Annotated in this window: 24 protein-coding genes, 1 pseudogene and 1 riboswitch; of the genes and pseudogenes, 15 read left to right on the top strand and 10 right to left on the bottom strand. The window is 57.6% G+C overall.

Annotated features, from left to right (window positions below; translation table 11 throughout):
- Positions 1-148 precede the first annotated feature (148 nt).
- Positions 149-703: a GNAT family N-acetyltransferase gene (locus HMPREF3142_RS01895; protein WP_008804045.1), complete on the bottom strand. Its 555-nt coding sequence runs from the start codon at positions 701-703 to the stop codon at positions 149-151.
- An 85-nt stretch (positions 704-788) separates the two neighbouring features.
- A complete protein-coding gene (gene dld / locus HMPREF3142_RS01900) occupies positions 789-2,534 on the bottom strand; it encodes a D-lactate dehydrogenase (RefSeq protein WP_008804046.1) in 1,746 nt (581 codons plus the stop codon).
- A gap of 194 nt (positions 2,535-2,728) precedes the next feature.
- On the opposite strand from dld, the gene bglX reads away from it, so the two are divergent.
- From bglX to HMPREF3142_RS01925, 5 genes are all read left to right on the top strand, one after another.
- The gene (gene bglX / locus HMPREF3142_RS01905) at positions 2,729-5,026 is read left to right on the top strand and encodes a beta-glucosidase BglX (protein WP_023340540.1); all 2,298 of its coding nucleotides are present in this window, start codon (positions 2,729-2,731) and stop codon (positions 5,024-5,026) included.
- A gap of 136 nt (positions 5,027-5,162) precedes the next feature.
- On the top strand, positions 5,163-6,080 hold the full coding sequence (locus tag HMPREF3142_RS01910) for a glycine betaine ABC transporter substrate-binding protein OsmF (RefSeq protein ID WP_008804048.1): 918 nt from the start codon (positions 5,163-5,165) through the stop codon (positions 6,078-6,080).
- A gap of 7 nt (positions 6,081-6,087) precedes the next feature.
- Positions 6,088-7,245, top strand: a complete 1,158-nt coding sequence (locus tag HMPREF3142_RS01915) for an ABC transporter permease (RefSeq protein WP_022064808.1) — start codon at positions 6,088-6,090, stop codon at positions 7,243-7,245.
- Positions 7,238-8,185 (top strand): ABC transporter ATP-binding protein, encoded by a 948-nt coding sequence (locus HMPREF3142_RS01920; RefSeq protein WP_008804050.1) that lies wholly within the window; start codon positions 7,238-7,240, stop codon positions 8,183-8,185. Before HMPREF3142_RS01915 ends, HMPREF3142_RS01920 begins: the two co-directional genes overlap by 8 nt.
- Positions 8,169-8,906 (top strand): ABC transporter permease, encoded by a 738-nt coding sequence (locus tag HMPREF3142_RS01925; RefSeq protein ID WP_022064807.1) that lies wholly within the window; start codon positions 8,169-8,171, stop codon positions 8,904-8,906. The genes HMPREF3142_RS01920 and HMPREF3142_RS01925 overlap by 17 nt, the downstream gene beginning before the upstream one ends.
- Here the strand turns inward: HMPREF3142_RS01925 and HMPREF3142_RS27255 are convergent.
- Positions 8,881-8,994: a protein YohO gene (locus HMPREF3142_RS27255; protein WP_002912762.1), complete on the bottom strand. Its 114-nt coding sequence runs from the start codon at positions 8,992-8,994 to the stop codon at positions 8,881-8,883. The two genes, HMPREF3142_RS01925 and HMPREF3142_RS27255, sit on opposite strands and share 26 nt — an antisense overlap.
- A gap of 229 nt (positions 8,995-9,223) precedes the next feature.
- Between HMPREF3142_RS27255 and HMPREF3142_RS01930 the strand changes: the two genes are divergently transcribed.
- The 3 genes from HMPREF3142_RS01930 to HMPREF3142_RS01940 are packed head-to-tail and all read left to right on the top strand — an operon-like array spanning position 9,224 to position 12,143.
- Positions 9,224-10,912 carry a sensor histidine kinase gene (locus tag HMPREF3142_RS01930; RefSeq protein WP_002912760.1) on the top strand — a complete coding sequence of 563 codons (1,689 nt, stop codon included), beginning with the start codon at positions 9,224-9,226 and terminating at the stop codon, positions 10,910-10,912.
- Positions 10,906-11,625, top strand: coding sequence for a two-component system response regulator BtsR (gene btsR / locus HMPREF3142_RS01935; protein WP_008804052.1), 720 nt, complete (start codon positions 10,906-10,908; stop codon positions 11,623-11,625). The genes HMPREF3142_RS01930 and btsR overlap by 7 nt, the downstream gene beginning before the upstream one ends.
- A gap of 47 nt (positions 11,626-11,672) precedes the next feature.
- Positions 11,673-12,143, top strand: a complete 471-nt coding sequence (locus HMPREF3142_RS01940; RefSeq protein WP_008804053.1) for a YehS family protein — start codon at positions 11,673-11,675, stop codon at positions 12,141-12,143.
- A 110-nt stretch (positions 12,144-12,253) separates the two neighbouring features.
- Here the strand turns inward: HMPREF3142_RS01940 and metG are convergent, their stop codons facing one another.
- Complete coding sequence (metG, locus tag HMPREF3142_RS01945) at positions 12,254-14,287, bottom strand: methionine--tRNA ligase (RefSeq protein ID WP_032755705.1); 2,034 nt, start codon at positions 14,285-14,287, stop codon at positions 12,254-12,256.
- Positions 14,288-14,440: 153 nt separating this feature from the next.
- On the opposite strand from metG, the gene apbC reads away from it, so the two are divergent.
- Complete coding sequence (apbC, locus tag HMPREF3142_RS01950) at positions 14,441-15,550, top strand: iron-sulfur cluster carrier protein ApbC (protein WP_008804054.1); 1,110 nt, start codon at positions 14,441-14,443, stop codon at positions 15,548-15,550.
- Here the strand turns inward: apbC and HMPREF3142_RS01955 are convergent.
- Both HMPREF3142_RS01955 and HMPREF3142_RS01960 read right to left on the bottom strand, forming a co-directional pair.
- The gene (locus tag HMPREF3142_RS01955) at positions 15,547-16,008 is read right to left on the bottom strand and encodes a GNAT family N-acetyltransferase (protein WP_008804055.1); all 462 of its coding nucleotides are present in this window, start codon (positions 16,006-16,008) and stop codon (positions 15,547-15,549) included. The genes apbC and HMPREF3142_RS01955 overlap by 4 nt on opposite strands.
- On the bottom strand, positions 15,983-16,300 hold the full coding sequence (locus HMPREF3142_RS01960) for an RcnB family protein (RefSeq protein WP_002912749.1): 318 nt from the start codon (positions 16,298-16,300) through the stop codon (positions 15,983-15,985). The genes HMPREF3142_RS01955 and HMPREF3142_RS01960 overlap by 26 nt, the downstream gene beginning before the upstream one ends.
- A 183-nt stretch (positions 16,301-16,483) precedes the next feature.
- On the opposite strand from HMPREF3142_RS01960, the gene HMPREF3142_RS01965 reads away from it, so the two are divergent.
- Positions 16,484-17,383 (top strand): LysR family transcriptional regulator, encoded by a 900-nt coding sequence (locus HMPREF3142_RS01965; protein WP_008804056.1) that lies wholly within the window; start codon positions 16,484-16,486, stop codon positions 17,381-17,383.
- On the opposite strand, the gene HMPREF3142_RS01970 is transcribed toward HMPREF3142_RS01965, so the two are convergent.
- Positions 17,373-18,716: an NCS2 family permease gene (locus tag HMPREF3142_RS01970; RefSeq protein WP_070611444.1), complete on the bottom strand. Its 1,344-nt coding sequence runs from the start codon at positions 18,714-18,716 to the stop codon at positions 17,373-17,375. The two genes, HMPREF3142_RS01965 and HMPREF3142_RS01970, sit on opposite strands and share 11 nt — an antisense overlap.
- A 2-nt stretch (positions 18,717-18,718) precedes the next feature.
- Entirely contained in the window at positions 18,719-20,530 is a 1,812-nt protein-coding gene (locus HMPREF3142_RS01975) for an adenine deaminase (RefSeq protein ID WP_032730816.1), read from the bottom strand.
- A gap of 120 nt (positions 20,531-20,650) precedes the next feature.
- Here HMPREF3142_RS01975 and HMPREF3142_RS01980 point away from each other — a divergent pair, with 120 nt between their 5' ends.
- Positions 20,651-21,565 (top strand): LysR family transcriptional regulator, encoded by a 915-nt coding sequence (locus HMPREF3142_RS01980; protein ID WP_176747601.1) that lies wholly within the window; start codon positions 20,651-20,653, stop codon positions 21,563-21,565.
- On the opposite strand, the gene HMPREF3142_RS01985 is transcribed toward HMPREF3142_RS01980, so the two are convergent.
- Complete coding sequence (locus HMPREF3142_RS01985; RefSeq protein WP_012541051.1) at positions 21,562-21,984, bottom strand: universal stress protein; 423 nt, start codon at positions 21,982-21,984, stop codon at positions 21,562-21,564. The two genes, HMPREF3142_RS01980 and HMPREF3142_RS01985, sit on opposite strands and share 4 nt — an antisense overlap.
- A 184-nt stretch (positions 21,985-22,168) precedes the next feature.
- Positions 22,169-22,266: riboswitch (TPP riboswitch) on the top strand.
- Positions 22,267-22,331: 65 nt separating this feature from the next.
- Between HMPREF3142_RS01985 and HMPREF3142_RS01990 the strand changes: the two genes are divergently transcribed.
- From HMPREF3142_RS01990 to HMPREF3142_RS02000, 4 genes and pseudogenes are all read left to right on the top strand, one after another.
- Complete coding sequence (locus HMPREF3142_RS01990) at positions 22,332-23,609, top strand: tyrosine-type recombinase/integrase (protein ID WP_070611493.1); 1,278 nt, start codon at positions 22,332-22,334, stop codon at positions 23,607-23,609.
- Positions 23,610-23,647: 38 nt separating this feature from the next.
- The gene (locus HMPREF3142_RS01995) at positions 23,648-24,463 is read left to right on the top strand and encodes an AbiJ-NTD4 domain-containing protein (RefSeq protein ID WP_070611448.1); all 816 of its coding nucleotides are present in this window, start codon (positions 23,648-23,650) and stop codon (positions 24,461-24,463) included.
- 197 nt (positions 24,464-24,660) lie between these two features.
- Positions 24,661-24,843: pseudogene (locus tag HMPREF3142_RS29705) on the top strand (integrase); the annotation flags it as partial.
- Positions 24,844-24,937: 94 nt separating this feature from the next.
- Positions 24,938-25,327 carry a hypothetical protein gene (locus tag HMPREF3142_RS02000; RefSeq protein WP_141751812.1) on the top strand — a complete coding sequence of 130 codons (390 nt, stop codon included), beginning with the start codon at positions 24,938-24,940 and terminating at the stop codon, positions 25,325-25,327.
- Positions 25,328-25,614: 287 nt separating this feature from the next.
- Here the strand turns inward: HMPREF3142_RS02000 and HMPREF3142_RS27265 are convergent, their stop codons facing one another.
- On the bottom strand, positions 25,615-25,920 hold the full coding sequence (locus HMPREF3142_RS27265) for a hypothetical protein (RefSeq protein ID WP_077270014.1): 306 nt from the start codon (positions 25,918-25,920) through the stop codon (positions 25,615-25,617).
- Positions 25,921-26,399 lie beyond the last annotated feature (479 nt).

Here is a 26,399-nt window from a genome sequence, read left to right on the forward strand (position 1 = left end):
CGTAGGCCCGGCAAGCGCAGCGCCGCCGGGCAATCAGGCCGAGTGCCGGTGTTTGTGCAGGATGGCGGCTGACGCCTCTCCGGAACCTCGCTGAACGGTAGCCCGGCTAAGGCGTTTACGCCGCGAGCCGGGGATTTGACGCCGGATATCACTCCGGCAGCGTCCAGTCGCCGTCACCCAGCGCGCGCTGCATAATCAACGTATCTCGCCAGTCGCCCATTTTGTAGCCCACGCTGCGCAGTTGACCCGCCACGGTAAAACCAAACTTTTTATGGATCGCCAGCGAACCGGCATTGTTATGGCCATCACCGATGATCGCCAGCATCTGCCGCCACGGGCCTTTCTCGCATTCGGCGATCAGCCGCGACAGCAACGCGCTGCCGATGCCGCGCCCGCCCATCCCGGATTCCACGTAGATCGATTCCTCAAGCGTGTAACGATAGGCCGGACGAGGCCGATAGAAGGTGGCGTAGCAGTAGCCGACGATGGCGCCGCGCCACAGCGCCACCAGCCAGGGCAGCCCGTTATCGCGGACGGTTTTGATCCGTTTACGCATTTCGTCAACGGTAGGGGGGATCTCTTCAAAGGAAGCGCGGCCATTGAGCACGTGCCAGACATACAGCGCGGCGATGGCGTGCGCATCGTCGGGCAGCGCTTCACGAATTTCTAAATCACTGTCGAGTAACGGGGCCTCTGCGGGCATGGCGGCGCTCCTGAATCTGCCGGAGAGACATTCTCCGGCGTGCAGCGTAATACAGAAGCGCCAGGCTGAATAGTCCTGCCGCTGATTATTGCGGATCCGCCGGGGAGACCGGCGTTGGTGCCGCTTCACCCCAGTATTTCTGCTTACTGGTTTTACCAATCCCCGGGTTCATGCTGTTGGTCGGATCGTTCTGGCGATAGAACTGCTGCAGGCTCTCCGGGGCCTCATACAGATGACCCACGTTATGCTCCGCCGGGTACTGGGCGCCGCGCGCTTTCAGCAACGCCAGCATCTGCTCTTTCAGAGCGTGGGCGTCGACTCCTTTCTTGACGATGTAATCCTGATGGAACACATGGCACATAAAGTGGCCATAGTAGAGCTTATGCACCAGCTGGCTGTCGATCTCCGGCGGCAGATGTTCGAACCACTCGGTATCGTTGCGGCGCAAGGCGATATCCAGCGCCAGAATATCTTCCACTTCGTCAGCATGCACCGCCTGATAGCGGATGGCCGCGCCGGCGGCGGCAAAGCGGTGCAGAAACGCCTTGCTGCCTTCCTCCGGCGTACAGGCGAAGAAATCCCCCTCGGCCTGCTGGAAGTATTCCGTCAGCCAGCGCTGCGCTTCTTCGATGCCATCCCCGGCCATCTTCAGCAGCAGATGATGTTCATATTTATCACGCCAGGTTTTCATCCGCTCCGGTAAGTGCGCCGGGAAGACGTGGCCGAGCTTCTGCATAAAGCGGTCGGTAAAGTGCGGCTTAAACAGCGAGACTTTCTCCAGCATCGCGTCGGTGCGCCCCTTCATGGTGAAGAAGAACGGCATTTTGTCGGTGCCGAGCTTGTCGATCATCAGGAAGGTGTCTTTGCCATACTTCTCGGCGATATCGTAAATATCGCGGTGCATATATTCCCCGGCCACCGGCAGATGCTGGAACTCGGCGAGGATATGGCGGCGGATCTCGGTCAATACCTGCGGCTGGTTGGTGCCAATGTAAAACACCTGCTGGCGTTTTTCCGCCGGGAAGGTATCCAGACGCGCGGCGAAAACCGCCAGCTTGCCGGCGCAGCCGGAGGATTCGAACAGGCGGTCCGGGTCGGCGTTGTAGCGCGCCGGGGTGTCGGCATCGACATCGCGCACGCGGGTCACATAGTCGTGATCGTGGGCGTGGCGGCCGTCGTGCAGCACATCGCTATCGCTGATGCGCTCGTCGTCGAGGCGGCTGAGGATCTGCTCCGGCGTGCTGCCGAGATCAATGCCCAGATGGTTGACCAGCTTCAGCTTGCCGTCGGCGTCAATCTGCGCGAACAGCGACATTTCGGTATAGGCGGGCCCGCGCTGCACCAGCGAACCGCCGGAGTTGTTGCAGATCCCGCCGATCACCGATGCGCCGATGCATGACGAGCCGATCACTGAGTGCGGCTCGCGACCCAGCGGTTTGAGCGCTTTTTCCAGCGAATAGAGGGTAGTGCCGGGCCAGGCCAGCACCTGCTCGCCTTTGTCCAGCAGATGCAGTTTATCCAGGCGCAGAGTGCTGATAATCACGATCTCGCGATCGTAATCATTGCCGTTGGGGGTCGAACCTTCGGTCAGGCCGGTGTTGGCCGCCTGCATCAGAATAATTTTATCGGCGTCTACGCAGGCGTTAAGCACGCGCCAGAGTTCCAGCAGGGTGCCGGGAAAGACAACCGCCAGCGCCTCGCCCTGACCGGAGCGGAAGCCTTTGCGGTAGCGTTGGGTTTTTGCCGGGTCGGTCAGCAGATGCGAAGGGCCAACCAGGCGCGCCAGATCCGCCAGAAACGTTTTATGGGTATTAGTGGGTGCAGATGACATGTTCCACTCCTTGTGGTGGTGCGCGAAATATCGAGGATAAGCATAGCGCTTTGTATGACAATTTGATGCATGAATGTTTCGCAAAAATCAGAGAAGAACCTTAGCATTCTGCGGGCGCGTTGTTTATATATATGGCAAACTGCGGTTTTTATTATGTTTTACCGAGTCCCCGTCTGAGAAAAAGCGAGATAACAATGAAATGGCTCTGCACTGTAGGCGTCGCCGTGAGTCTGGCGCTGCAACCCGCGCTGGCGGATGAACTGTTTGGTAACCACCCTCTGACCCCGCAGGCGCGGGATGCCTTTGTCACCGATCTGCTGAAAAAAATGACGGTAGACGAGAAAATCGGCCAGCTGCGTCTGATAAGCGTTGGCCCGGATAACCCGAAAGAGGCGATCCGCGAAATGATCAAAAACGGTCAGGTGGGGGCGATTTTTAACACCGTCACCCGGCCGGATATCCGCGTGATGCAGGATCAGGTGATGCAGCTTAGCCGCCTGAAGATCCCATTGTTCTTTGCCTACGATGTGCTGCACGGTCAGCGCACCGTGTTCCCGATAAGCCTCGGCCTGGCCTCATCGTTTAACCTTGACGCCGTGAAGACCGTGGGCCGCGTGTCAGCTTATGAAGCCGCCGATGACGGCCTGAACATGACCTGGGCGCCGATGGTCGACGTCTCCCGCGACCCGCGCTGGGGACGCGCTTCCGAAGGGTTCGGGGAAGACACGTATCTGACCACGATGATGGGCCAGGCGATGGTGGAGTCGATGCAGGGCAAGAGCCCGGCGGATCGCTATTCGGTGATGACCAGCGTCAAGCACTTCGCCGCCTACGGCGCGGTGGAGGGCGGGAAAGAGTACAACACGGTCGACATGAGCCCGCAGCGCCTGTTCAACGACTATATGCCGCCGTACAAAGCCGGGCTTGATGCCGGCAGCGGCGCGGTGATGGTGGCCCTGAACTCGCTGAACGGCACCCCGGCGACTGCTGATTCCTGGCTGCTGAAAGACGTCCTGCGCGACCAGTGGGGCTTTAAAGGCATCACGGTCTCCGACCACGGCGCCATCAAAGAGTTGATTAAGCACGGCGTGGCCTCCGACCCGGAAGACGCGGTGCGCGTGGCGCTTAAGTCCGGCATCAACATGAGCATGAGTGACGAGTATTACAGCAAGTACCTGCCGGGGCTGGTGAAGTCTGGCAAGGTGACCATGGCCGAGCTGGATGACGCCACCCGTCATGTGCTCAACGTCAAATATGACATGGGGCTGTTCAACGATCCTTACAGCCACCTGGGACCAAAAGATTCTGACCCGCAGGACACCAACGCGGAAAGCCGCCTGCATCGCAAAGAGGCGCGCGAAGTGGCCCGCGAAAGCCTGGTACTGCTGAAAAACCGTCTCGATACGCTGCCGCTGAAAAAATCCGGCACCATCGCGGTGATTGGCACGCTGGCGGACAGCAAACGCGACATGATGGGCAGTTGGTCCGCGGCCGGGGTGGCCGACCAGTCGGTGACCGTCCTGACCGGCATCAAAGAAGCGCTGGGTGATAACGGTAAAGTGATTTACGCCAAAGGGGCGAACGTCACTGACGATAAAGGCATCGTCGATTTCCTTAACCTGTATGAGAACGCGGTGCAGGTTGACCCGCGCTCGCCGCAGGAAATGATCGACGAAGCCGTCGCGGCGGCGAAGCAATCCGACGTGGTGGTTGCCGTGGTGGGCGAAGCGCAGGGCATGGCGCATGAGGCCTCCAGCCGGACCGACATCACCCTGCCGCAGAGCCAGCGCAATCTGATTGCCGCCCTCAAAGCCACCGGCAAACCGCTGGTGCTGGTGCTGATGAACGGCCGTCCGCTGGCGCTGGTGAAAGAGGATCAGCAAGCCGATGCGCTGCTGGAGACCTGGTTTGCCGGCACTGAAGGCGGTCACGCCATCGCCGACGTGCTGTTTGGCGACTATAACCCGTCGGGCAAACTGCCGATGTCTTTCCCGCGCTCGGTGGGGCAGATCCCAACCTACTACAGCCACCTGAATACCGGCCGGCCGTATAATCCGGAGAAACCGAACAAGTACACCTCGCGTTACTTCGATGAAGCCAACGGCCCGCTGTATCCGTTTGGTTACGGCCTCAGCTACACCACCTTTAGCGTCTCCGATGTCACCATGTCGTCAGCCACCCTGCCGCGCGACGGCAGCGTGACCGCCAGCGTGCAGGTGACCAACACCGGCAAACGCGAAGGGGCAACGGTCATTCAGCTGTATCTGCAGGACGTCACTGCCTCCATGAGCCGGCCGGTGAAAATGCTACGCGGCTTTAAAAAGGTCAACCTCAAGCCGGGCGAAACGCAAACCGTCAGCTTCCCGATTGACGTCGACGCGCTGAAGTTCTGGAACCAGCAGATGAAATACGTTGCTGAGCCGGGCAAATTCAATGTCTTTATCGGCGTGGACTCCGCCCGCGTGAAGCAGAGCGAGTTTGAACTGTTGTAAGGAATAGCCCTTAAGCTCAACGTGACACGTTAAAGGCCGATTAATCGGCCTTTTCTTTTTCGCATCGCTGGCAAATGGACTACGCTTTTCTCTTAAGCTTCTGTAAGCGAAGCGCAAAAGAACTGAGGGACGCGGGATGAAGATGGCAATGAAATGGTCCGGTGCGCTGGCGCTGGCCGCCCTGATAAGTTTACCGCTGCAGGCGGCGGAGCCGGTGAAGGTCGGCTCGAAAATTGATACCGAAGGCGCGCTGCTGGGCAATATGATCCAGCAGGTGCTGGAAAGCCACGGCGTAAAAACGATTAATAAAATCCAGCTCGGCACCACGCCGGTGGTGCGCGGAGCGATTGTCGCCGGCGAGCTGGATATCTATCCGGAATATACCGGCAATGGCGCCTTCTTCTTCAAAGATGAAAACGACCCGGCGTGGAAGCATGCCCAACAGGGCTATGAGAAGGTGAAGCGCCTCGATCAGGAGAAACATCAGCTGGTATGGCTCACCCCGGCGCCGGCCAACAATACCTGGACTATCGCCGTGCGCCAGGACCTGGCGGAGAAAAATCACCTGACCTCGCTGGCCGACCTCAGTCGCTACCTGAAGCAGGGCGGCGAATTTAAGCTGGCGGCCTCGGCGGAGTTTATTGAGCGCCCGGACGCGCTGCCGGCGTTTGAAAAAGCGTATGGTTTCAACCTCAACCAGAACCAACTGCTGTCGCTGGCCGGGGGCGATACGGCGGTGACCATCAAAGCGGCGGCGCAGCAGACCTCGGGCGTAAACGCGGCGATGGCCTACGGCACTGACGGCCCGGTCGCGGCGCTGGGGTTACAGACGCTGAGCGATCCGCAGGGCGTGCAGCCGATTTATGCCCCGACGCCGGTGGTGCGTGAGGCAGTGCTCAAAGCCTATCCGCAGATCGCCGACTGGCTGAAGCCGGTCTTTGCCAGCCTCGATGAAAAAACCTTGCAGCAGTTGAACGCCCGTATTGCGGTGGAAGGCCAGGATGCGAAGCGCGTGGCGGCAGATTATCTGCAGCAGAAAGGCCTGCTGAAGTAAGCCACCGGTGACCATTCGCTGTACTCACCGCGTCGGCCTGCTGCTGACAGGTCTGCTGCTGGTTACGCTGGCGCTGCCGTTTATTACTTACGCGCCGAATCGCTTACTCTCCGGCGAAGGGCGCGGGCTGTGGCAGGTGATGCCCTGGCTCGCCGGCGTTCAGATGGCGGCAGTCCTTGCCGGGATGCTGCTTTGCTGGTTGCCAGGCAGGGCCGCGCCGCTTCTTCACCTGCTGCTGGCCGAACTGCTCTTCCCGCTGCTTATCTGGGGCAGCGGACAGGCGGCGCTTGAGCTCTCCCGGCACGGCTCGCCGCTGGCGCGCACCTCGCCCGGCAGCGGCCTGTGGCTGTCGCTGGCGCTTTGTCTGCTGCTGGCCAGCGAGGCCATCCGTCATCTTACCGTCCGGCCGCTGTGGCGCTGGCTGCTTAATGCGCAAGTCTGGCTGTTGCCCATCATCCTGCTTGCTACCGGGGCGCTCGATCAGCTCTCTCTGCTGAAGGAGTATGCCAACCGTCAGGAGGTATTTGACGACGCCCTGCGCCAGCATCTGCTTTTGCTGTTCGGCACCCTGCTGCCGGGCCTGCTCATTGGCCTGCCGCTGGGGGTATGGCTGTGGCGACGTCCGCGCTGGCAGGCGCCGGCCTTCACCGTGCTCAATGTGATCCAGACTATCCCGTCGGTGGCGCTGTTCGGCCTGCTGATTGCACCACTTGCCGGTCTGGCGCGCTATTTCCCGGCGCTGGGCGAGCTGGGCGTCTCCGGGACCGGCATGGCGCCGGCCCTGATCGCCCTGACTTTGTATGCGCTGCTGCCGCTGGTGCGCGGGGTGGTGACCGGCCTGCAGCAGGTGCCGCAGGACGCCCTGGAGAGCGCGACGGCGATGGGCATGAGCGCCGGGCAGCGCTTTCGTCAGGTGCAGCTTCCGCTGGCGATGCCGGTGCTGCTGCGCAGCCTGCGGGTGGTCAGCGTGCAAACCGTCGGCATGGCGGTAGTGGCCGCGCTGATCGGCGCCGGCGGCTTTGGCGCGCTGGTGTTTCAGGGGCTGCTGAGCAGTGCGCTGGATCTGGTGCTGCTGGGCGTGGTGCCGACCATTGCCCTGGCGGTGGTGGTGGATGCCCTGTTCGCCCTGTGGGGCGCCTGGCTAAAAGGAGAGGCCAATGATTGAGTTTGAAGGGGTCAGCAAAGTGTTTGCCGGCCACCCGGCGGTGAAGGACCTGACCCTGGAGCTGCGCGAAGGCGCCTTCTCGGTGCTGGTGGGGACCTCCGGCTCGGGCAAGTCGACGACGCTGAAGATGATCAACCGCCTGCTGGAGCCGGACCGGGGCACTATTCGTTTTGCCGGCGAGGACATCCGTCAGCAGCCGGTCCTGACCCTGCGACGGCGGATGGGCTATGCCATCCAGTCCATCGGCCTGTTTCCGCACTGGACGGTGGCGCAGAATATCGCCACTGTACCGCAGTTGCAAAAATGGCCGCGGGCGAGGATCGCCGACCGGGTCGACGAGCTGATGGCGTTGTTAGGGCTGGAGGCGACGCTGCGCGACCGTTACCCGCATCAGCTCTCCGGCGGCCAGCAGCAGCGGGTGGGGGTGGCGCGGGCGCTGGCGGCGGATCCGGAGGTGCTGTTGATGGATGAGCCCTTCGGCGCCCTCGACCCGGTGACCCGCGAGGCGCTGCAGCAGGAGATGCTGCGCATCCACCGGCTGCTGGGGCGGACGATTGTGCTGGTGACCCATGATATTGACGAAGCGCTGCGTCTGGCGGACCACCTGGTGCTGATGGACGGGGGCGAGGTGGTCCAGCAGGGGGCGCCGCTGGAGATGCTCCTGCGGCCGAAAAATAGCTTTGTGCAGACCTTTTTTGGCCGCAGCGAGCTGGGCGTGCGCCTGCTGTCGCTGCGCGAGGTGGGGGACTATTTGCGTCCCGGCGAACGGCTGGCGGGCGAGGGGCTGACCGTCACCATGACCCTGCGGGAAGCGCTGTCGCAGTTTGTCGCCCGGCGCTGCGAGGCGCTGCCGGTGGTCGATGCCGAAGGCAGGCCCTGCGGCACGCTGCATTTTGCCGATCTGCTGCGCCAGGAGGCGAGCCATGAAGGCGCTTCGTGAGCCGCTGTGGTGGCTTATCGCGCTGTTTATCGGTCTGCTGGTAGGGCTGCCCTACAGCGCGCCGCTGTTCAGTCGGCTGTTCCCGGAGCTGCCGCGGCCGGTCTATCAGCAGGAGAGCTTCTGGGCGCTAACCCTCGATCACGGCTGGCTGGTGGTGGCGTCCAGTCTCGCGGCAACGGTTGTGGGACTGGGGGCAGGGGTGGCGGTCACCCGGCCCGCCGGCAGCGCGTTTCGCCCGCTGGTGGAGACCATCGCCGCTATCGGGCAGACCTTTCCGCCGGTGGCGGTGCTGGCGATGGCGGTGCCGGTGCTGGGATTTGGCTGGCTGCCCGCGCTCATCGCCCTCGCGCTGTATGGCATACTGCCGGTGTTGCAGGGGACGCTGGCCGGGCTGGGGTCGATACCGTCGGGGGTGTCAGGGGTGGCCGAAGGGATGGGAATGACCGGCTGGCAGCGTCTGTATAAGGTGGAGCTACCGCTGGCGGCCCCGGTGATACTGGCGGGGATCCGCACCTCGGTCATCGTCAATATTGGTACCGCGACCATTGCTTCGACGGTGGGGGCCAGTACGCTCGGGACGCCGATCATCATCGGCCTGAGCGGCTTTAATACCGCCTATATTGTTCAGGGGGCGCTGCTGGTGGCGCTGGCGGCGATTATCGTCGACCGCGCGTTTGAGCGTCTGACCCGCTGGATCAGCCGACACCGCCACGCACAATAAAGGAATAGCCGGCCAGCATTACGCCGCTGATCCCGCCGATGGCCATAAGTAAGAAGAGGGTGACGACCGCGATTTTCGCTGGCTTCATAATAGGCTCCTGATGTTAACAGGGGGATTATACGGTGAAGCACAGGTGTTAATGAAACATTAATTGCGGTTTAGCGCGCCGCGTCGGGGTTTTTGCCGCGTTTACTGAGCAACGCGCCGGAAAAAAGTGTGATCCTGTCCGTCATTTTTCATTTTTATGCAGGGCTTCAAAGAAAGTTTTCGCCAGGCAGGGTATGGTACGCGCTTTCAGGCATGTGTGGTTTGCGGGTATGTACGAGTTTGATCTGGTGTTGCTGCTGCTTCAGCAGATGTGCGTATTTTTGGTCATCGCGTGGTTGATGAGCAAAACCCGGCTGTTTATCCCCCTGATGCAAGTCACCGTTCGCCTGCCGCACAAGCTGCTGTGCTACGTCACCTTCTCCATTTTTTGCATTATGGGGACCTATTTCGGTCTGCATATCGAAGACTCCATCGCCAACACCCGCGCCATCGGCGCCGTGATGGGCGGCCTGCTCGGCGGCCCGGTGGTCGGCGGGCTGGTGGGGCTGACCGGCGGCCTGCACCGCTACTCGCTGGGGGGAATGACCGCCTTAAGCTGCATGGTCTCCACCATCGTCGAGGGGCTGCTGGGCGGGCTGGTGCACAGCGTGCTGGTCAAACGCGGCCGGCCGGACAAGGTCTTTAGCCCGCTGACCGCCGGGGCGATCACCTTCGTGGCCGAGCTGGTGCAGATGATGATCATTCTGCTGATTGCCCGCCCGTTCCAGGACGCCCTGCATCTGGTGCAGAGCATTGCTGCGCCGATGATGGTCACCAATACCGTCGGTGCGGCGCTGTTTATGCGCATTCTGCTGGATAAACGGGCGATGTTCGAGAAATACACCTCCGCCTTTTCCGCCACGGCGCTGAAGGTGGCGGCGTCGACCGAGGGGATCCTGCGTCAGGGATTCAACGAAGAGAACAGCATGAAGGTGGCCCAGGTGCTGATCCAGGAGCTGGATATCGGCGCGGTGGCGATCACCGATCGCGACAAGCTGCTGGCGTTTACCGGCATCGGCGACGATCACCATCTGCCGGGCAAGCCTATCTCCTCCTCGTATACGCAACGGGCGATTGAGACCGGGGAGGTGGTGTATGCCGATGGCAACGAGGTGCCCTACCGCTGCTCGATTCATCCGCACTGTAAGCTGGGGTCGACGCTGGTGATCCCCCTGCGCGGCGAGAACCAGCGGGTGATAGGCACCATTAAACTGTATGAGGCGAAAAACCGCCTGTTCAGTTCGATCAACCGCACCCTCGGGGAGGGGATTGCTCAGCTGCTGTCGGCGCAGATCCTCGCCGGACAGTACGAGCGGCAGAAGGCGCTGCTGACGCAATCTGAAATCAAGCTCCTGCACGCCCAGGTCAACCCGCACTTCCTGTTTAACGCGCTTAACACGCTGAAGGCGGTGATCCGCCGCGACAGCGATCAGGCCGGCCAGCTGGTGCAGTATCTGTCGACCTTCTTTCGTAAGAACCTGAAACGGCCGACGGAAATTGTCACGCTTGCCGATGAGATCGAGCATGTTAACGCCTATCTGCAGATTGAGAAGGCTCGCTTCCAGGCTAACCTGCAGATCCAGATGGCGGTGCCCGAGGGGCTGGCGCATCACCAGCTGCCCGCTTTCACCCTGCAGCCGATCGTGGAGAACGCCATTAAGCATGGTACATCGCAACATCTTGGCGTCGGCGAAATTACCATCCGCGCCAGCCAGGACGATCGCTGGCTGCAGCTGGATATCGAAGATAACGCCGGGCTGTACCGGGCCAACCCCCAGGCCAGCGGACTGGGGATGAATCTGGTGGACAGGCGTCTGCGGGCGCGTTTTGGCGCCGACTGCGGCATCAGCGTCACCTGCGAGCCGGAGCGCTTTACCCGTGTCACCCTACGTCTGCCCCTGGAGGAGAATGCATGCTGAGAGTATTGATCGTCGATGATGAGCCGCTGGCGCGGGAAAACCTGCGTATTTTGCTGGAGACTCAGCGCGATATCGAGATCGTCGGCGAGTGCGGCAACGCGGTGGAGGCGATTGGCGCAGTACATAAGCTGCGCCCTGACGTGCTGTTTCTCGACATCCAGATGCCGCGCATCAGCGGTCTGGAGATGGTCGGGATGCTCGACCCGGAGCATCGCCCCTATATCGTGTTTCTCACCGCTTTTGATGAGTACGCGGTGAAAGCCTTTGAGGAGCACGCTTTTGACTATCTGCTCAAGCCGATTGAGGCCGTGCGGCTGGAGAAAACCCTGGCCCGCCTGCGTCAGGAGCGCAGCCTGCAGGACGTGTCGCTGCTGGATGACGCCCGGCAGACGCTGAAATACATTCCCTGTACCGGCCACAGCCGTATCTGGCTGCTGCAGATGGAGGATGTGGCCTTCGTCAGCAGCCGGATGAGCGGCATCTACGTGACCGATCGCGAGGGAAAAGAGGGCTTTACCGAGCTGACCCTGCGCACCCTCGAGAGCCGCACGCCGCTGCTGCGCTGCCATCGCCAGTATCTGGTGAATATGGCGCACCTGAAGGAGATTCGCCTGGAAGAGAACGGCCAGGCGGAGCTGCTGATGCGCGCCGGGCAAACGGTGCCGGTGAGCCGGCGCTATTTAAAAAGCCTGAAAGAAGCGATTGGCCTGTAAAACTGCTACACTGCGCCCCATTGCAACATCGACAGTAAAAGGCACTCATGCTCAGTAATGATATTCTTCGTAGCCTGCGCTACACCCTGAAAGCCAATAATAACGATATGGTGCGCATTCTTGCGCTTGCCGATATGGAATCCACCGCCGCCAGCTTCGATACCTGGATGACGAAAGAGGATGAAGAGGGTTTTGTCCGCTGCCCGGATATTATCCTGTCGGGTTTCCTCAACGGCCTTATCTATGACAAGCGCGGCAAAGATGATTCGGCGCCGGAGCTGGCGCTGGAGCGTCGGGTGAATAACAACACGGTGCTGAAAAAGCTGCGGATCGCCTTCTCGCTGAAAACGGACGATATCCAGGCGATCATGAGCGAGCAGAAATACCGGGTGTCGGTGCCGGAAATCACCGCCATGATGCGCGCCCCGGAGCATAAAAACTACCGCGAGTGCGGGGATCAGTTTATGCGCAACTTCCTGCGCGGGTTGACCCACCGGGTGCATCACCCGAAGGCGTGATGTTTAGCCGGGTGGCGGCTTCGCCTTACCCGGCCGACAAAACCCGTAGGCCCGTGCAAACGTAGCGCCGCCGGGCAAAAAAAAGCCGGAGATACTCTCCGGCTTTTTTGTTATTTCACCTGCTGACCCGGCTTCGCGCCGTCGTCAGGGCTTAACAGGAAGATATCCTTCCCGCCAGGGCCGGCGGCCATCACCATGCCCTCGGAGATGCCGAAGCGCATTTTGCGTGGCGCCAGGTTGGCGACCATCACCGTCAGGCGGCCAATCAGCGGCTGCGGATCCGGGTAAGCGGAGCGGATGCCGGAGAAGACGTTACGTTTTTCGCCGCCGAGATCCAGCGTCAGGCGCAGCAGCTTGTCGGAGCCCTCGACGAATTCCGCGTTTTCAATCAGCGCCACGCGCAGATCGATTTTGGCGAAATCGTCAAAGGTGATGGTCTCCTGAATCGGATCGTCCGCCAGCGGACCGGTGACCGGCGCCGCGGTGGCTTTCACCTCTTCTTTAGAGGCTTCCACCAGCGCTTCCACCTGTTTCATCTCGATGCGGTTGTACAGCGCCTTGAACGGATTCACCTTATGCGCCAGCAGCGGCTGCTGAATGGCATCCCAGCTCAGTTCGCTGTTGAGGAATGCCTCCGCACGCGCCGCCAGCTGCGGCAGCACCGGCTTCAGCCAGGTCATCAGCACGCGGAACATGTTCAGGCCCATGGTGCAGATGGCCTGCAGGTCGGCGTCGCGGCCTTCCTGTTTCGCCACCACCCACGGCGCCTGCTCGTCGACGTAGCGGTTAGCCACGTCGGCGAGGGCCATGATTTCGCGGATTGCCTTACCGAACTCGCGGCTGTCCCATGCTTCACCGATGCTTTCTGCCGCGTCGGTGAAGGTTTTATACAGCGCCGGGTCGGCCAGCTCAGCGGCCAGCACACCGTCGAAACGCTTGCTGATAAAGCCGGCGTTGCGTGAGGCGAGGTTAACCACCTTGTTGACGATATCCGCGTTCACGCGCTGCACGAAATCTTCCAGGTTCAGGTCGATGTCATCGATGCGCGAGGAGAGCTTGGCGGTGTAGTAGTAGCGCAGGCTGTCAGCGTCGAAATGATTTAACCAGGTGCTGGCCTTGATAAAGGTCCCGCGCGACTTGGACATCTTCGCGCCGTTAACCGTTACGTAGCCGTGCACGAACAGGTTGGTCGGCTTACGGAAGTTGCTGCCTTCCAGCATCGCCGGCCAGAACAGGCTGTGGAAGTAGACAATGTCCTTGCCGATAAAGTGATACAGCTCGGCCGTGGAGTCTTTCTTCCAGTATTCGTCGAAGCTGGTGGTGTCGCCGCGCTTGTCGCACAGGTTCTTGAAGGAGCCCATGTAGCCGATCGGCGCGTCCAGCCAGACGTAGAAATATTTGCCCGGCGCGTTGGGAATTTCGAAGCCGAAGTACGGCGCATCGCGGGAGATGTCCCACTGCTGCAGGCCGGATTCGAACCACTCCTGCATTTTGTTCGCTACCTGCTCCTGCAGCGCGCCGCTGCGGGTCCACGCCTGCAGCATTTCGCTGAACGACGGCAGGTCGAAGAAGAAGTGCTCGGAGTCACGCATCACCGGCGTAGCGCCGGAGACCACCGATTTCGGGTCGATAAGTTCGGTGGGGCTGTAGGTCGCGCCGCACACTTCGCAGTTATCGCCATACTGGTCCGGAGATTTGCACTTCGGACAGGTGCCTTTCACAAAACGGTCCGGCAGGAACATGCCTTTTTCCGGATCGTAGAGCTGAGAGATGGTGCGGTTTTTAATAAAACCGTTCTCTTTCAGACGGGTGTAGATAAGCTCCGACAGCTCGCGGTTCTCGTCGCTGTGCGTCGAGTGATAGTTATCATAGCTGATGTCGAAGCCGGCAAAATCGGTCTGATGCTCCTGACTCATCTCGCCAATCATCTGCTCCGGAGTGATACCGAGCTGCTGCGCTTTGAGCATGATCGGCGTGCCGTGAGCGTCGTCGGCGCAGATGAAGTTGACCTCGTGGCCGCGCATTCGCTGGTAACGGACCCAGACATCAGCCTGGATGTGCTCCAGCATGTGGCCGAGGTGGATGGAGCCGTTGGCGTACGGCAGGGCGCACGTTACCAGAATTTTCTTCGCGACTTGAGTCATAGTGAGCATTACATCTTCTGTTGTAAAAAGGGCTTTCGATATTACCAAAAGGGCTGTGGGTGCGCCATAAATGGCTGCCCATATATGGATAATCGTTAGCTGTGATAAACTCTGTGATTACTGAAAGCATCTCAAAACAACAAAGGAGTCGGGATGAATTCGCAATCCCAGGCCAAATCCCCTGAGCGCCTACGTGCGATGGTCGCCGGGACGCTGGCCAATTTCCAGCACCCAACCCTGAAGCATAATCTCACCGCCCTCAAGGCGCTGCACCATGTCGCCTGGCTGGACGATACCGTTCATATTGAGCTGCAGATGCCGTTCGTCTGGAGCAGCGCCTTCGAAGTGCTGAAAGAGCAGTGCAGCGCCGAGCTGCTGCGCATCACCGGCGCGAAGGCCATCGACTGGAAGCTGACCCACAGCATCGCGACCCTCAAGCGCGTGAAAAACCAGCCAGGGGTCAACGGCGTGAAGAACATTATCGCCATCAGCTCCGGCAAAGGCGGCGTCGGTAAATCTTCTACTGCCGTAAACCTGGCGCTGGCCCTGGCGGCGGAAGGGGCGAAGGTGGGCATTCTGGATGCCGATATCTACGGTCCGTCGATTCCGACCATGCTGGGCGCCGAAGACAGCCGTCCGACCTCACCGGACGGCACCCATATGGCGCCGATCATCAAGTATGGCCTGGCCACCAACTCTATCGGCTACCTGGTGACTGACGACAACGCTATGGTCTGGCGCGGTCCGATGGCCAGCAAGGCGCTGATGCAGATGCTGCAGGAGACCCTGTGGCCGGATCTTGATTACCTGGTGCTGGATATGCCGCCGGGCACCGGCGACATCCAGCTGACCCTGGCGCAGAACATTCCGGTGACCGGCGCGGTGGTGGTCACCACGCCGCAGGACATCGCGCTGATCGACGCCAAAAAAGGCATCGTGATGTTCGAGAAAGTGGAAGTGCCGGTGCTGGGGATCGTGGAAAACATGAGCATGCATATCTGCAGCAACTGCGGGCACCACGAGCCTATCTTCGGCACCGGCGGCGCGCAAAAACTGGCCGAGAAATACCACACCCAGCTGCTGGGCCAGCTGCCGCTGCATATTACGCTGCGGGAAGATCTGGATAACGGCACGCCGACGGTGGTGGCGCGTCCGGACAGCGAATTTACCGACATCTACCGCCAGCTGGCGGGCCGGGTGGCGGCCCAGATGTACTGGCAGGGAGAAGTGATCCCGGGTGAGATTGCCTTCCGCGCCGTTTAAGGCCGCGGCGAGCGCATCAGCCAGTATCTGCCCTCGGGCGACGCGCCCTGTGCTTCGATGGTCCAGCCATGACGCTGGTAGAAGCGCAGGGCGTTTTTATTTTCCATCAGGCATTTCAGCGTTCCGCTGGCGGTAAAGCTCCGTTCGACCTGCGCCAGCAGCGCGCTGCCGATATGTTTGCCCTGCCAGTCGGGGTCGACAAACAGATGGTGAAGGAAATTATCGGCGGTCCATACGGCGGCAAAGCCCACCGGCTGGCCGTCGCATTCCGCGACCCACAGTTGTTCATCCGCGGTGGCGGCATCGAAATCCTCCAGCCGCCACGCCGCGGCGGGAAGCCAGGTCCACGATAAACTGCGCGCCCGCAGGAAGATCTGGCGCAGCGCCGGAGAGTCCGCTGGCTCGCCGGGGCGGACGTGGAGGTTGCGCGGATCAGCGATGATAGAAGATCTCGCCATCGTACACTTTGAGGATTTTGCCTTCGGTATCGGTAATCAGCACGTAGTTACCGCCCATGTAGGTCCAGTGGCTGCCGGCGTCCGGTGCAGGCAGGTTACGCTGCTGCCACTGTTTGATGTTGTATTCCGGGGTGAGGTACATCGCCGGAACGGTGTCGCCGATATGAAACTGGGTGAAATCGGCAGTGAACTCTTTCAGCGCATACTGATCGATCCCCGCGGCAGTAGCCGTCCAGCTGGCGCCAGCGGTGGCAAGAAGTACGCCCAGAAGCATCATTTTTGTTTTACGCATAATTTCCTCAATATTACCTGGACTCAAATTAGCAGCCTCGTATCATTCCTGATGCGTTGCTGAAATGGCAAGCACTGGATTTTTAAAAAGTGTAAGCAAAACACGGCACAAGTCTTGCGCCGCTTGCGTTGCAGCGACGGTGATGCGTATTTTGGGAGCAATCTGAAGCAGGGGAGAATCGGCATGTTCAGGCTGGAAGATCTGACCTTATTTGTCCGCGCCGCGGCACTGGGCAGTTTTAGCGATGCGGCGCGCGAGGCCGGACAGCAGCCGGCGCAGGTGAGCGCGGCGATTAAGCGTCTGGAGACGATCCTCAATATTCGCCTGTTTGCCCGTTCGACCCGCAGCCTGCGCCTGACGCCGGAGGGGGAAACCTGGCTGCCCTACGCCACTCAGATGCTCGATACCCTCGAGGCCGGTCTGCAGAAGATCCAGACCCCGGACGATGAAGTTCGCGGCATGTTGCAGATTGCCGTGCCGTCGGACCTCGGGCGTAACCTGCTCCTGACCCTGTTCCGAGATTTCCGCCAACGCCACCCGGCGCTGCGTTTGCGGTTGCTCTTTTCCGACCAGCTAACCGACGTGTTTAAAGATCCGGTGGACGTCGCGTTTCGCTATGGCAATAACGACGATGCCTCGTTTATCTCGCTGCCGGTGGCGCCGGAAAATCGTCGGGTGCTGGTGGCCTCGCCTGAGTGGATCGCCCGCCACGGCGAACCGCAGACCCTCGAGGAGCTCAGCCAGCACAATGCGTTGATCTACATTTTGCGCGGCCGTCCGTTCGACCGCTGGTCGCTGAGCCTCGACGGTGTGGTTCAGCAGCAGAAGGTCTCCGGCACGGTGATGAGCGACGACGCCGAGGTGATCCGTCGGCTGGCGGTGGCCGGGGAGGGCATTGCCTATAAATCGATGCTCGACGTCAGCGACGATCTGCGGGCGGGGCGCCTGCGGCGCCTGCTGCCGCGTTATCAGGGGGATGTGGTGCCGTTGAATCTGATTTGCCCGCACCGCAAACAGCTCTCTGCCGCGGTGCGTTTGTTATATGAAGAGGTGAAATCACATTGTGAAGGCCTTAATGCCTGACTAAAGTCGCGAAGTAATACACCAGCGGGACAGCCAGCACCCACAGGCCAATCGGGATTTCCCGCCACTTGCCGGCGATAGCCTTGATCACAATGTAAAACAGCAGCCCGCCGGCAATCCCGGTGCCGAAGCTGTTGGCGATAAGGGTGATCATCACCATCATCAGCACCGGCAGCCCGTCGGTGAAGTTGCCAAGATCCACTTTGCGCAGCCCGCTGAACATGTTGAGGCCAATCAGGATCAGCGCCGGGGCGGTGGCTTCTTTCGGGATCATCAACGCCACCGGCGTGAACAGCAGCATCAGCAGGAACATTACCGCCGCCGACAGGGCGGTGAGGCCGGTTTTGCCGCCGGCTTCCGCTGCCGCCGAAGACTCAATCAGTGCCGTCGCCGCCGGGATGCCCACCCATGGGCCGAGCGCGGCGGCAATCGAATCGACCATAAACGGGCGATTAATCTGCGGCATGTTGCCTTCTTCATCCAGCAGCCCCGCCTCGCCGCCCACCGCCAGCGTCGTCCCCATGGTGGAGAAAAACTCAGAAGCGAAAAAGACGAACAGGAACGGCAGGAAGGCGATGTTTAACGCCCCCAACAGGTCAACCTGCCCCAGCACCGGGGTTAGCGAATGGGGAACGTCGATAAAACTTGTCGGCAAATGGGTGACGCCGAAGGGGATGCCCACCAGCGTGGCGCACAGAATGGCCCACAAAATCGCGCCCGGAACCTTACGCGCCTGCAGGGCTATCGCCAGGAACAGGCCGCACAGCGCCACCAGCGCGCCGGGGGCGAGAAAGTCGCCGAGCATCAGCGCGTTGGTTTTCGCATTGGCCAGCACCAGCCCGGCATTGCGAAAGCCGAGGACGGCGACAAACAGGCCGATGGAGGCGGTGAGCCCCAGCTTGATCGACTGCGGTACCGAGCGGGTGACCACTTCGCGCAGGCCAAAGCGGGTCAGCAGGAAGAAGAGGATCCCCGACCAGCAGGCAATCCCGAGGCCAGTCTGCCAGCCAATCCCTTCGCTACCGGCCAGCGTCACTCCCACCAGCACCGAGCCGCCAATCCCCGGGCCGACGATAAACGGCAGGTTGGCATAAAACGCCATCAGCAGAGAGCCGACGACGAAGACCAGAATGGTGCCGGTGGTGGCGGCGCCTTTGTCCATCCCGCCGATCGCCAGCAGCCCCGGGATGACCACCAGTAAATAGGCGGCGGCGAGAAAGCCGGTGATCCCGGCCAGGCATTCAGTGCGTAGCGTACCGCCGCGCGAGCGCAGCGCAAAGCGGCGCTCCAGCCAGGTAGCGCTGGCGGATGAGTGAAGTGTGTTATCGGCCATGCTCAGGCTCCCTGAGGATTATTGTTGTGATCGGTTGGCTCCGGGGTCTCCCGGCAGGCTATCAACGGGTCGACTATCTGACGGCTGCCGCCGTCGGTCAGACCCAAATCGGTTAAATGCGGCCCGGCGTTACAGGCAAGGCAGGTTCCTTCAATGGCCTTGAAGACCCGGTACGGTGGCTCCCAGTCGGCGACTTGGCTGCTCAGATCGCGCAGCTCGCGGAACTGACGCGCCAGCTCGGCGGCCGGGAGATCCGACAGCATGCCGGCAATCGGCATCGCCACATGGGCAAGGATCTCGCCCTGTTGCGCCAGCGCCATCCCGCCGCCGGAGGCGATAAGCTGGTTGGCCGCCAGCGCCATATCATCAGCGTCGCGCCCGAGCACCACCAGATTGTGCGAGTCGTGGGAGTAGCTGGTGGCGATGGCGCCGCGCAGCTCACCCCAGCCTTCGAGCAGGGCGATTTGCGGTGTCGCCTGGTGGCGGCCGTGGCGGTGTTTAACCCAGATCAGACTGAAGCCGGCGGGCAGCTGGACTTTCCCGTCACGAACCTGCACTTCCACTTCGCCCCACTGGGTGAAGCGCGCGCCGCGGATATGACGCAGGCGGGCGACGCCGTGACGAATGCCCTGGACGCGCAGAACAAAGTCATCGGCGCGGAGGGGGGCGATCGGCAAAGTATCGCGCGGCGGCGTCACGCCCGGCGCGGGGGCGATCGGCTTCAGCAGGCGGCCAGCATGGGCCAGCCGTTCCCCACCAACGTAGACTTCACGGGCCACCAGTTTCTCCAGGGAATCAAACACCACCAGATCCGCGCGCCGCCCGGCGGCAATCAGCCCGAGATCGTGGCGCTGCAGGCGAATAGCGGCGTTGAGGGTGGCGAATCGCAGCGCATCGACCGCCGGTAAACCGTGCTCGATCAGCAGGTTAAGCAGGGCGATGATCCCGCCTTTCTCCAGCAGCATATCCGGCGGCACGTCATCGGTGCAGACGGTGATTTGCGAGGAGAGGTGCGGCAGCGTTTTTAACGCCGCGACGATATCCGGCAGCAGATAGGGGTGCGAGCCGCGGATCTCGATCGTCAGACCGGCGCGCAGTTTTTCCAGCGCGTCGTCCGCCGAGGTCAGTTCATGATCGGAGGTGACGCCGGCGGCGAGGTAGGCCTGCAGGTCAGCGCCGCTCAGGCCGCGGGCGTGGCCTTCAATCAGTTTGCCGCTGTTGAGACCGGCCTGGACAATCTCCTGCATCCGCTCGCTACCGTGCAGCACGCCGTGCATATCCATCACTTCCGCCACACCGCGCACTTCCGGCCAGCCGAGCATGGTCTCCATCTCCGCGCCGGCGAAATCGGCGCCGGACATTTCGAGACCTGGCGTGGAGGGGACGCTGGACGGCGCGGCGACCATCACCTGCAGCGGCAGATGGCGGCTGGCGTCAACCGCGTAGCGCACGCCCTCGACGCCGAGGACGTTGGCCAGCTCATGCGGATCCCAGAACACCGCGGTGGTGCCCTGGGTGAGGACGATTTCCGCGTAGCGCTCCGGCGGCAGGTGCGAGCTTTCGAGGTGCACGTGGGTGTCCATCAGGCCGGGGGACAGGTAGCCACCGGCCAGGGAACGCACTTCATGGGCGTCGGCGCGGCTGCCGCGCGGGTGGACGCTGGCGATCATTTCGCCGACGATACCGACGTCAGCGGGGCGAATTTCGCCCGTGGCCATATCGACGATCTGCGCCTCGACCAGCAGCAGATCAAACGGGGATTCGCCGCGCGCGGCCTGCACGGCGCGACGACGGACTTGAGCATTGCTGGACATAACCACTCCGGCACAAGGATAATGCGGATACTCTATGGGCACAGCAAACGTTTGCCCAGATGAATAAATTTATCACCCGATAAGCTCGGGTTATTGTGCAGGACCACCGTAGCGAACCCGATAATGAACGAACCCTGGCAGCGTCTGCCCGCGCTCTCTCTTAAACAGCTTCAGTATTTCGTCACCCTGGCCAAGCTGCGCCATTTTACCGATACCGCCAGTCGGCTGGCGATTAGCCAGCCGGCGCTGAGCAGCGCGCTGCGGCAAATTGAAACGGTGCTCGGCGGCAAGCTGGTCAACCGTACCGCTTCGGCGGTCACCCTGACTGAACTGGGGGCGGCGATTTTACCCCACGCCCAGCGGATCCTCAGCGTAGCGCAGGCGGCCTTTTTCGATATGCAGCAGATCGTCGAGGCGGGCGGCGACGGGACAGTGCGTATCGGTCTGGTGCCCTCGGTCAGTTCGCTGCTGTTTCCATTGCTGCCGCAGACCCTGGCCCAGGCCTTTCCGCGTCTGCGCATTGAATTTCACGATCAGACCAACGATGCGCTTATCCAGGCGCTGCTGCGCGGCGAGATTGATTTCGGCATCGGGGCGATCGACAGCTCAGTGCCTGCTGAACTGCTGGTCTATCCGCTGCGCGAAGATCCCTTTGTGGCGGTGCTGCACCGTGACGATCCGCTGGCCGCGCAGGCGCACTTGCCGTGGAAACAGCTGGTGGGGCGGGATATTGCCGTCTTCTCGAAGGGTAATATTCAACGGCTGGTGGCGGCATTAGTGGAGAGCCATCGCCTGACGCTGACCACGCGCTATCAGGTGGACTATATCGAAACCCTGTATGGCCTGGTGCGCTCGCGCTTAGCGGTGGCGATTCTGCCGGCGCTGTACACCACCCATCTGCAGGACCCGGCTCTTACGGTCGCCCAGCTGCAGCAGCCGGCGCTGACCCGTACGGTGGCCCTGATGCGCGGCCCGCAGGCGCTGCCGCCGCTTATCGAAGCCTGTTTTTCCCTGCTGCAGGGAGAATTGCGCTAGGGCAGGTGCTTGATCAGCACGTCTGCGGTTAAGTGATTGATGTACTCCAGCGAATGTGAGGAGAGGACGCCCAGCAGCCGGTTATGGTGCCCGGCAATAATTAAATCGATCTGCCGCTGCCGAACGCAGGTTTCCACGTCTTCAAACCGGCGGGTGGTCACCAGCGAGAGGGTTTCAACCGGCAGGGAGACAGTGCAGGCCAGCTCGTTGAGCAGGGCCTTGGCCTGGATCACCTCCTGTGAAACCTGATCGTCGCGCAGGCTGTCGGAAACATAGTTCAGCGCCCGATAGTCGGTGCTGATGTGGGCGATGGTGATGCGCATGCCGTTCTCTTCTGCCATTCTGGCGGCATGCTCGAGCAGCGGGACGCCGTCCTGACTGCTGTTAATCAGTACCAGCGCATGGTGATAAACGGCCATGGCGTATATCCTCGGTAGGCTAAATAGCGCATGATGTCATCATTTTCCGCCCGCTAGCAGCGGAATGCAATCCCGCCCGGTCGCTTGATGAGCATGATGGCCGCGCGGGTGTCGTTGCAGGGCTAAAGGCTTGTTGTATGAACCGGTGAGTTGCGGTAAATTCCACAACGCTTAACAATTTCACTATTTTGAGTCGGGGTGCCCTTCTTCGTTGAAGGCTGAGAAATACCCGTACCACCTGATCTGGATAATGCCAGCGTAGGGGGTTAATTTTTTATATAATTCATTGTGTTACATAAGCTTCTGTTCATTTTCCTGTATGAACTGTAACAGAGGCAGTGTTGATTTTGCTTACCAAACGTATCCGCTATACCTTCCTTCGGGACTCTATCTACTACATTCAGTTTTGCCTTCCAGATGGGAAAATGTTTAGGCGCTCTCTGAACACTGATAGCCATCGTGAGGCCAGTGTTTTGATGATAGCTTTAATGCCTTTTATCCTTCAGGTTAAGAATCGCCAGTTAACTCCAGAAGCTCTCTGTCTCCAGCTTAACGCGCTTAACACTAATCGAATGCTTGAAAGGGCAGCTAGAGCTTTCCCGCTCTCTATGCCGCTCTCCCTTCCTCCAGAGAAGCAGATAGAGCAAAAGAAGGGGCTGCATTTAGGAGAAGCTTGGTCGCAATACAAACATGAGCGGGGGAAGGGTTGGACTGCTGCTATCCACTCTGCAAATGAGCGCTATATGGAAGTGTTATTGACCGTACTTGGAGATGATAGGGCCGTAGCTACCATCACAAAGAGGGACATAAAGCAGGTGATGGAGGTGGTAGAAGGCCTCCCTAAACGAGTCATACAGCCTTACAGGTCTATGAATATAAAACAGCTCATTGCGTGTGATGTGCCGGAGGAACACCTGATAGGGACGGAGGCGATTCACAAGCATTTAAAAATTTATAAATCTTTGTTTAAAACATTTTTGGTGGAAGAAAAGGACGTACTTACAGTCTCCCCTACAGATGGTGTCATAGCTCCGCCGTCTAGCGCTCGCTATGGGGCTTATACAAATAGTGAGATGAAGAGCTTTGTCAGTTATGCAATCGAAGAGGCCAAGCCTGAATGGCTCAAATGGATTATCCTACTTCTTGCGTATACAGGAGCAAGAAGGGGAGAGATTGCCACCCTCACTAAATCACAGGTGAGATATGACGATGATAGTAATCGTCACTATCTACTCATTACGGACGGAAAAACTGAGAATGCAGCGAGGGAGGTTCCTCTCCATAACCATCTTATTGATTTAGGTTTTCTGGATTTTGCTGCAAGCAAGAAGACGGAGCTTTTCTGTGAAATAGCGGGAACCAATATGGCTAAGATTGGTAAGGTGATGTCAGATATCTGGGAAGAGCTTAACATCCCATACAGAGACATCCATAACCAGCGGAGGATAGTGCATAGCTTTAGACATAGCGTTGTTACAGCGGCCACTGGATGGATGAATGACATCACTCACTTGCAGCAAGTAGTAGGACATGAGAAGACGGGGACAGGCATAACGCGCAGGTATATCCACACCTTCCCCCTGTCCGTCGTATGTCATATCATTGATGGACTTAACTGGCGGTAAACGCTACTTAATTAACACAGCAATAAGGCATATAAGCGATGGCTAGACCGTTCTCTCAAAGATATGGACACGTTAAAGTTGAGGATATACTTCAGGTTGAAGGGATAAACGAAAACACTAGAACAGCTTTATGGAGTTGCCTGTATTCAGAAATATTAACAAAAAAATATTTTGATAATGTTGCAGAAAAAATAATGTCCAGTTTTTGGTGCGGTTTTTTATATCTTCCTGCTGACGAAGAACCTCTTTTTCAATACCCATCTAGCAGCTATAAAGGTTTAAAAGAATACATGAAGGACTTTTTTAGGTTAGCTGAATGGCATGAGGTGTTAGATTTTGTTGAATATGTAATAGGTGTTGCTCCCTTTTTGAGTGAGCCATACAATAATATTTTCAAGAGGATGTGTTTAGGGTACACGATAATTGATGGACTCATAACTCCAATTGTTTCGCCAGAGGAGGTGGGTAGCATTGATAATGCATTGAATAATGGAACTAATGCCTCTAAATCGCATTTTAATAGAGCACTGTTCCTGCTTTCCAATAGAGAACAGCCTGATTTTAGAAACTCTATCAAAGAATCTATCTCTGCCATAGAATCATTATGCAAGAAGATCTCTGGTAATGAGAAAGGGACTCTTGGGGATTGCCTTAAAACTATTGAGGATAAAGGACATATTCATCCAGCAATGAAACGAGCATTCCAACAGCTATATGGGTATACAAGTGACCAGGGTGGAATACGTCACGCGTTAACAGATGATAGTGAGGAGCCTACATTAGAAGAAGCTCGTTATATGCTGGTGATATGTAGCGCCTTTAGTAATTATCTTGTGTCTAAAATGGCTGATTAAATAATATTGCGGGGTGCTATTATACCTCGCATTTTTAATGCGGCAGCAGTAAGTAATAGCGTAGCTATAAATCTATTATACATGCCATTGTTAATACAATGTGCTGAGCATCGGTACGATGCAAAGCGTATATAACACTACATATAGCTGTATATAAATTATAGAGATGGAAATAAGAGAAGGGGTGCGCTTACAGTAGGATATTGCATTCTATTCGTCACAGTGTCTGTACTACAGCTTTAGCAGGATGGGTATCTAACCTTGCTCTTCTACAACAAACAGTAGGACACGAGAAAAGCGCGGGTATAACTAAAAGATATCTTCATACATTCCCATTACAAACTATCTGTTATGTAATTGATGGTATAGAATGGAGATAAGCACAGTGTTCTTCACAATGTGGATGGGTTTTGTATTACTAACACTGTCATTAATTTCATTAATGACAAGATAAAAATAGTTGATAGGGGTGGTATGAAATATTTAATTTTGATAGCAAGTATGATGGTTGCTGTTCCTGCTATGGCTGATAGCATGGATCATGAAACTAAAGCACAAGCATATGTTTCCTGTGCTTTCTACGGTGATATGTCAGTATTAGGTAAGAAACCAGATACATATGATATTCCATCAAGTGAAGTTGATATATTCAGAAAAGCAGCTCTTAAAGAATGGAGACTCAATAACAAAGCTAATAATGTTTCTTATAATGTTGATGAGGAAATTATTAACTATGCTGAATATGTAGCATCACAAGAGGCTCAATTGTGGGAAAAACAAGGTATGAACAATGATAAAATTAATGATTTTTCAAGAAAATACTATCATGAAATGAATTGTCCATTGCTTCTACAGACACTGTAATAAATAATAAATTCATAAGGGCTGCTTTTAGCGGCCCTTTTCTTCTGGTCTTAATCTTTATGAGGTTGTGTAACAACAGATGGTTTTACAGTGTAGTTGGCGACCTATAGCGACAACAAATAATAGTTAATAAAACTCTTATATATTATGTGCGAAAATTCATAGGCTGCTTATACGCGATTTTGAGATGTTTAAATATTTCTGGTAGGGTAGGGGGTTAATAAAGAAAACGCCCTGTGGTTGATTACAGAGCGTTCTAGGGGCGTATTTGAGAAGGGTTTTAGATATTAATTAGAATTACAAATAACACCAGTACCTAAATGGTTACAAGTAGTGGTAGTCATTGTGTGTTGTGGCTGCTGTTGCTGTAGTCCCTGCTGAGTAACATTATTAAGTCCATTCATGCCATTAACAAATGTTCCCATTTGACCAGCAGCAATACATGCATCTTTGTCGCCACTGTTGCACATTTCCATTACTTGACCAACAGATTTAAAATTATAACGACTATTCCACATACTTGTAGGATCGCTGGAACAACCACTTAGAGTTATCAAACTAACTGTAGCAATCATCATCAATTTAATTTTCATATTATTAACATTCACCAAAATTATGACATGGGTTCGGTGTAAAATAATGTAAATATGCATTTCCTTCAATAACAAAGTTAGATCGTATCGATAAAACAGATTGACCAATTACTACTACATCAGTGATAACTATAACAAGTTAATAAGTTCACTTATCAGGCTTGATAAGATTCCACTGAGTAAGAATCATATCTTTGATGATAGCTCTTGCATTTTTATTGGCTGCTATCATCCCAAGAACAGTAAACAGTAAGAGAGATAAAGTGTGTTCCATAGTTAACCTCATAATTAATTAGACATATATCTAAAATATTACAAGGCCCTTGGATTTGGTTCCATCTATTTAACTTTAATCAATTTAGATTCAGTCTCATACCCACCATTCTTAAATCTAGAAAGAACTATGTAATCAACTTCTATTTTCTTAGCTATCCCTTTCATCCATTGTAAGCACACCCGTTTTAGTTCCACGCACTTTT

This window comes from Klebsiella sp. HMSC16C06, from assembly GCF_001808325.1.
GTDB lineage: Bacteria > Pseudomonadota > Gammaproteobacteria > Enterobacterales > Enterobacteriaceae > Klebsiella > Klebsiella variicola.

Bases quoted from the DNA above. Each gene is read 5' to 3' on its own strand.
- HMPREF3142_RS01895 (WP_008804045.1), bottom strand. From the start codon at position 703: ATGCCCGCAGAGGCCCCGTTACTCGACAGTGATTTAGAAATTCGTGAA.
- dld (WP_008804046.1), bottom strand. From the start codon at position 2,534: ATGTCATCTGCACCCACTAATACCCATAAAACGTTTCTGGCGGATCTG.
- bglX (WP_023340540.1), top strand. From the start codon at position 2,729: ATGAAATGGCTCTGCACTGTAGGCGTCGCCGTGAGTCTGGCGCTGCAA.
- HMPREF3142_RS01910 (WP_008804048.1), top strand. From the start codon at position 5,163: ATGAAGATGGCAATGAAATGGTCCGGTGCGCTGGCGCTGGCCGCCCTG.
- HMPREF3142_RS01920 (WP_008804050.1), top strand. From the start codon at position 7,238: ATGATTGAGTTTGAAGGGGTCAGCAAAGTGTTTGCCGGCCACCCGGCG.
- HMPREF3142_RS01925 (WP_022064807.1), top strand. From the start codon at position 8,169: ATGAAGGCGCTTCGTGAGCCGCTGTGGTGGCTTATCGCGCTGTTTATC.
- HMPREF3142_RS27255 (WP_002912762.1), bottom strand. From the start codon at position 8,994: ATGAAGCCAGCGAAAATCGCGGTCGTCACCCTCTTCTTACTTATGGCC.
- HMPREF3142_RS01930 (WP_002912760.1), top strand. From the start codon at position 9,224: ATGTACGAGTTTGATCTGGTGTTGCTGCTGCTTCAGCAGATGTGCGTA.
- btsR (WP_008804052.1), top strand. From the start codon at position 10,906: ATGCTGAGAGTATTGATCGTCGATGATGAGCCGCTGGCGCGGGAAAAC.
- HMPREF3142_RS01940 (WP_008804053.1), top strand. From the start codon at position 11,673: ATGCTCAGTAATGATATTCTTCGTAGCCTGCGCTACACCCTGAAAGCC.
- metG (WP_032755705.1), bottom strand. From the start codon at position 14,287: ATGACTCAAGTCGCGAAGAAAATTCTGGTAACGTGCGCCCTGCCGTAC.
- apbC (WP_008804054.1), top strand. From the start codon at position 14,441: ATGAATTCGCAATCCCAGGCCAAATCCCCTGAGCGCCTACGTGCGATG.
- HMPREF3142_RS01955 (WP_008804055.1), bottom strand. From the start codon at position 16,008: ATGGCGAGATCTTCTATCATCGCTGATCCGCGCAACCTCCACGTCCGC.
- HMPREF3142_RS01960 (WP_002912749.1), bottom strand. From the start codon at position 16,300: ATGCGTAAAACAAAAATGATGCTTCTGGGCGTACTTCTTGCCACCGCT.
- HMPREF3142_RS01965 (WP_008804056.1), top strand. From the start codon at position 16,484: ATGTTCAGGCTGGAAGATCTGACCTTATTTGTCCGCGCCGCGGCACTG.
- HMPREF3142_RS01970 (WP_070611444.1), bottom strand. From the start codon at position 18,716: ATGGCCGATAACACACTTCACTCATCCGCCAGCGCTACCTGGCTGGAG.
- HMPREF3142_RS01975 (WP_032730816.1), bottom strand. From the start codon at position 20,530: ATGTCCAGCAATGCTCAAGTCCGTCGTCGCGCCGTGCAGGCCGCGCGC.
- HMPREF3142_RS01985 (WP_012541051.1), bottom strand. From the start codon at position 21,984: ATGGCCGTTTATCACCATGCGCTGGTACTGATTAACAGCAGTCAGGAC.
- HMPREF3142_RS01995 (WP_070611448.1), top strand. From the start codon at position 23,648: ATGGCTAGACCGTTCTCTCAAAGATATGGACACGTTAAAGTTGAGGAT.
- HMPREF3142_RS02000 (WP_141751812.1), top strand. From the start codon at position 24,938: ATGAAATATTTAATTTTGATAGCAAGTATGATGGTTGCTGTTCCTGCT.
- HMPREF3142_RS27265 (WP_077270014.1), bottom strand. From the start codon at position 25,920: ATGAAAATTAAATTGATGATGATTGCTACAGTTAGTTTGATAACTCTA.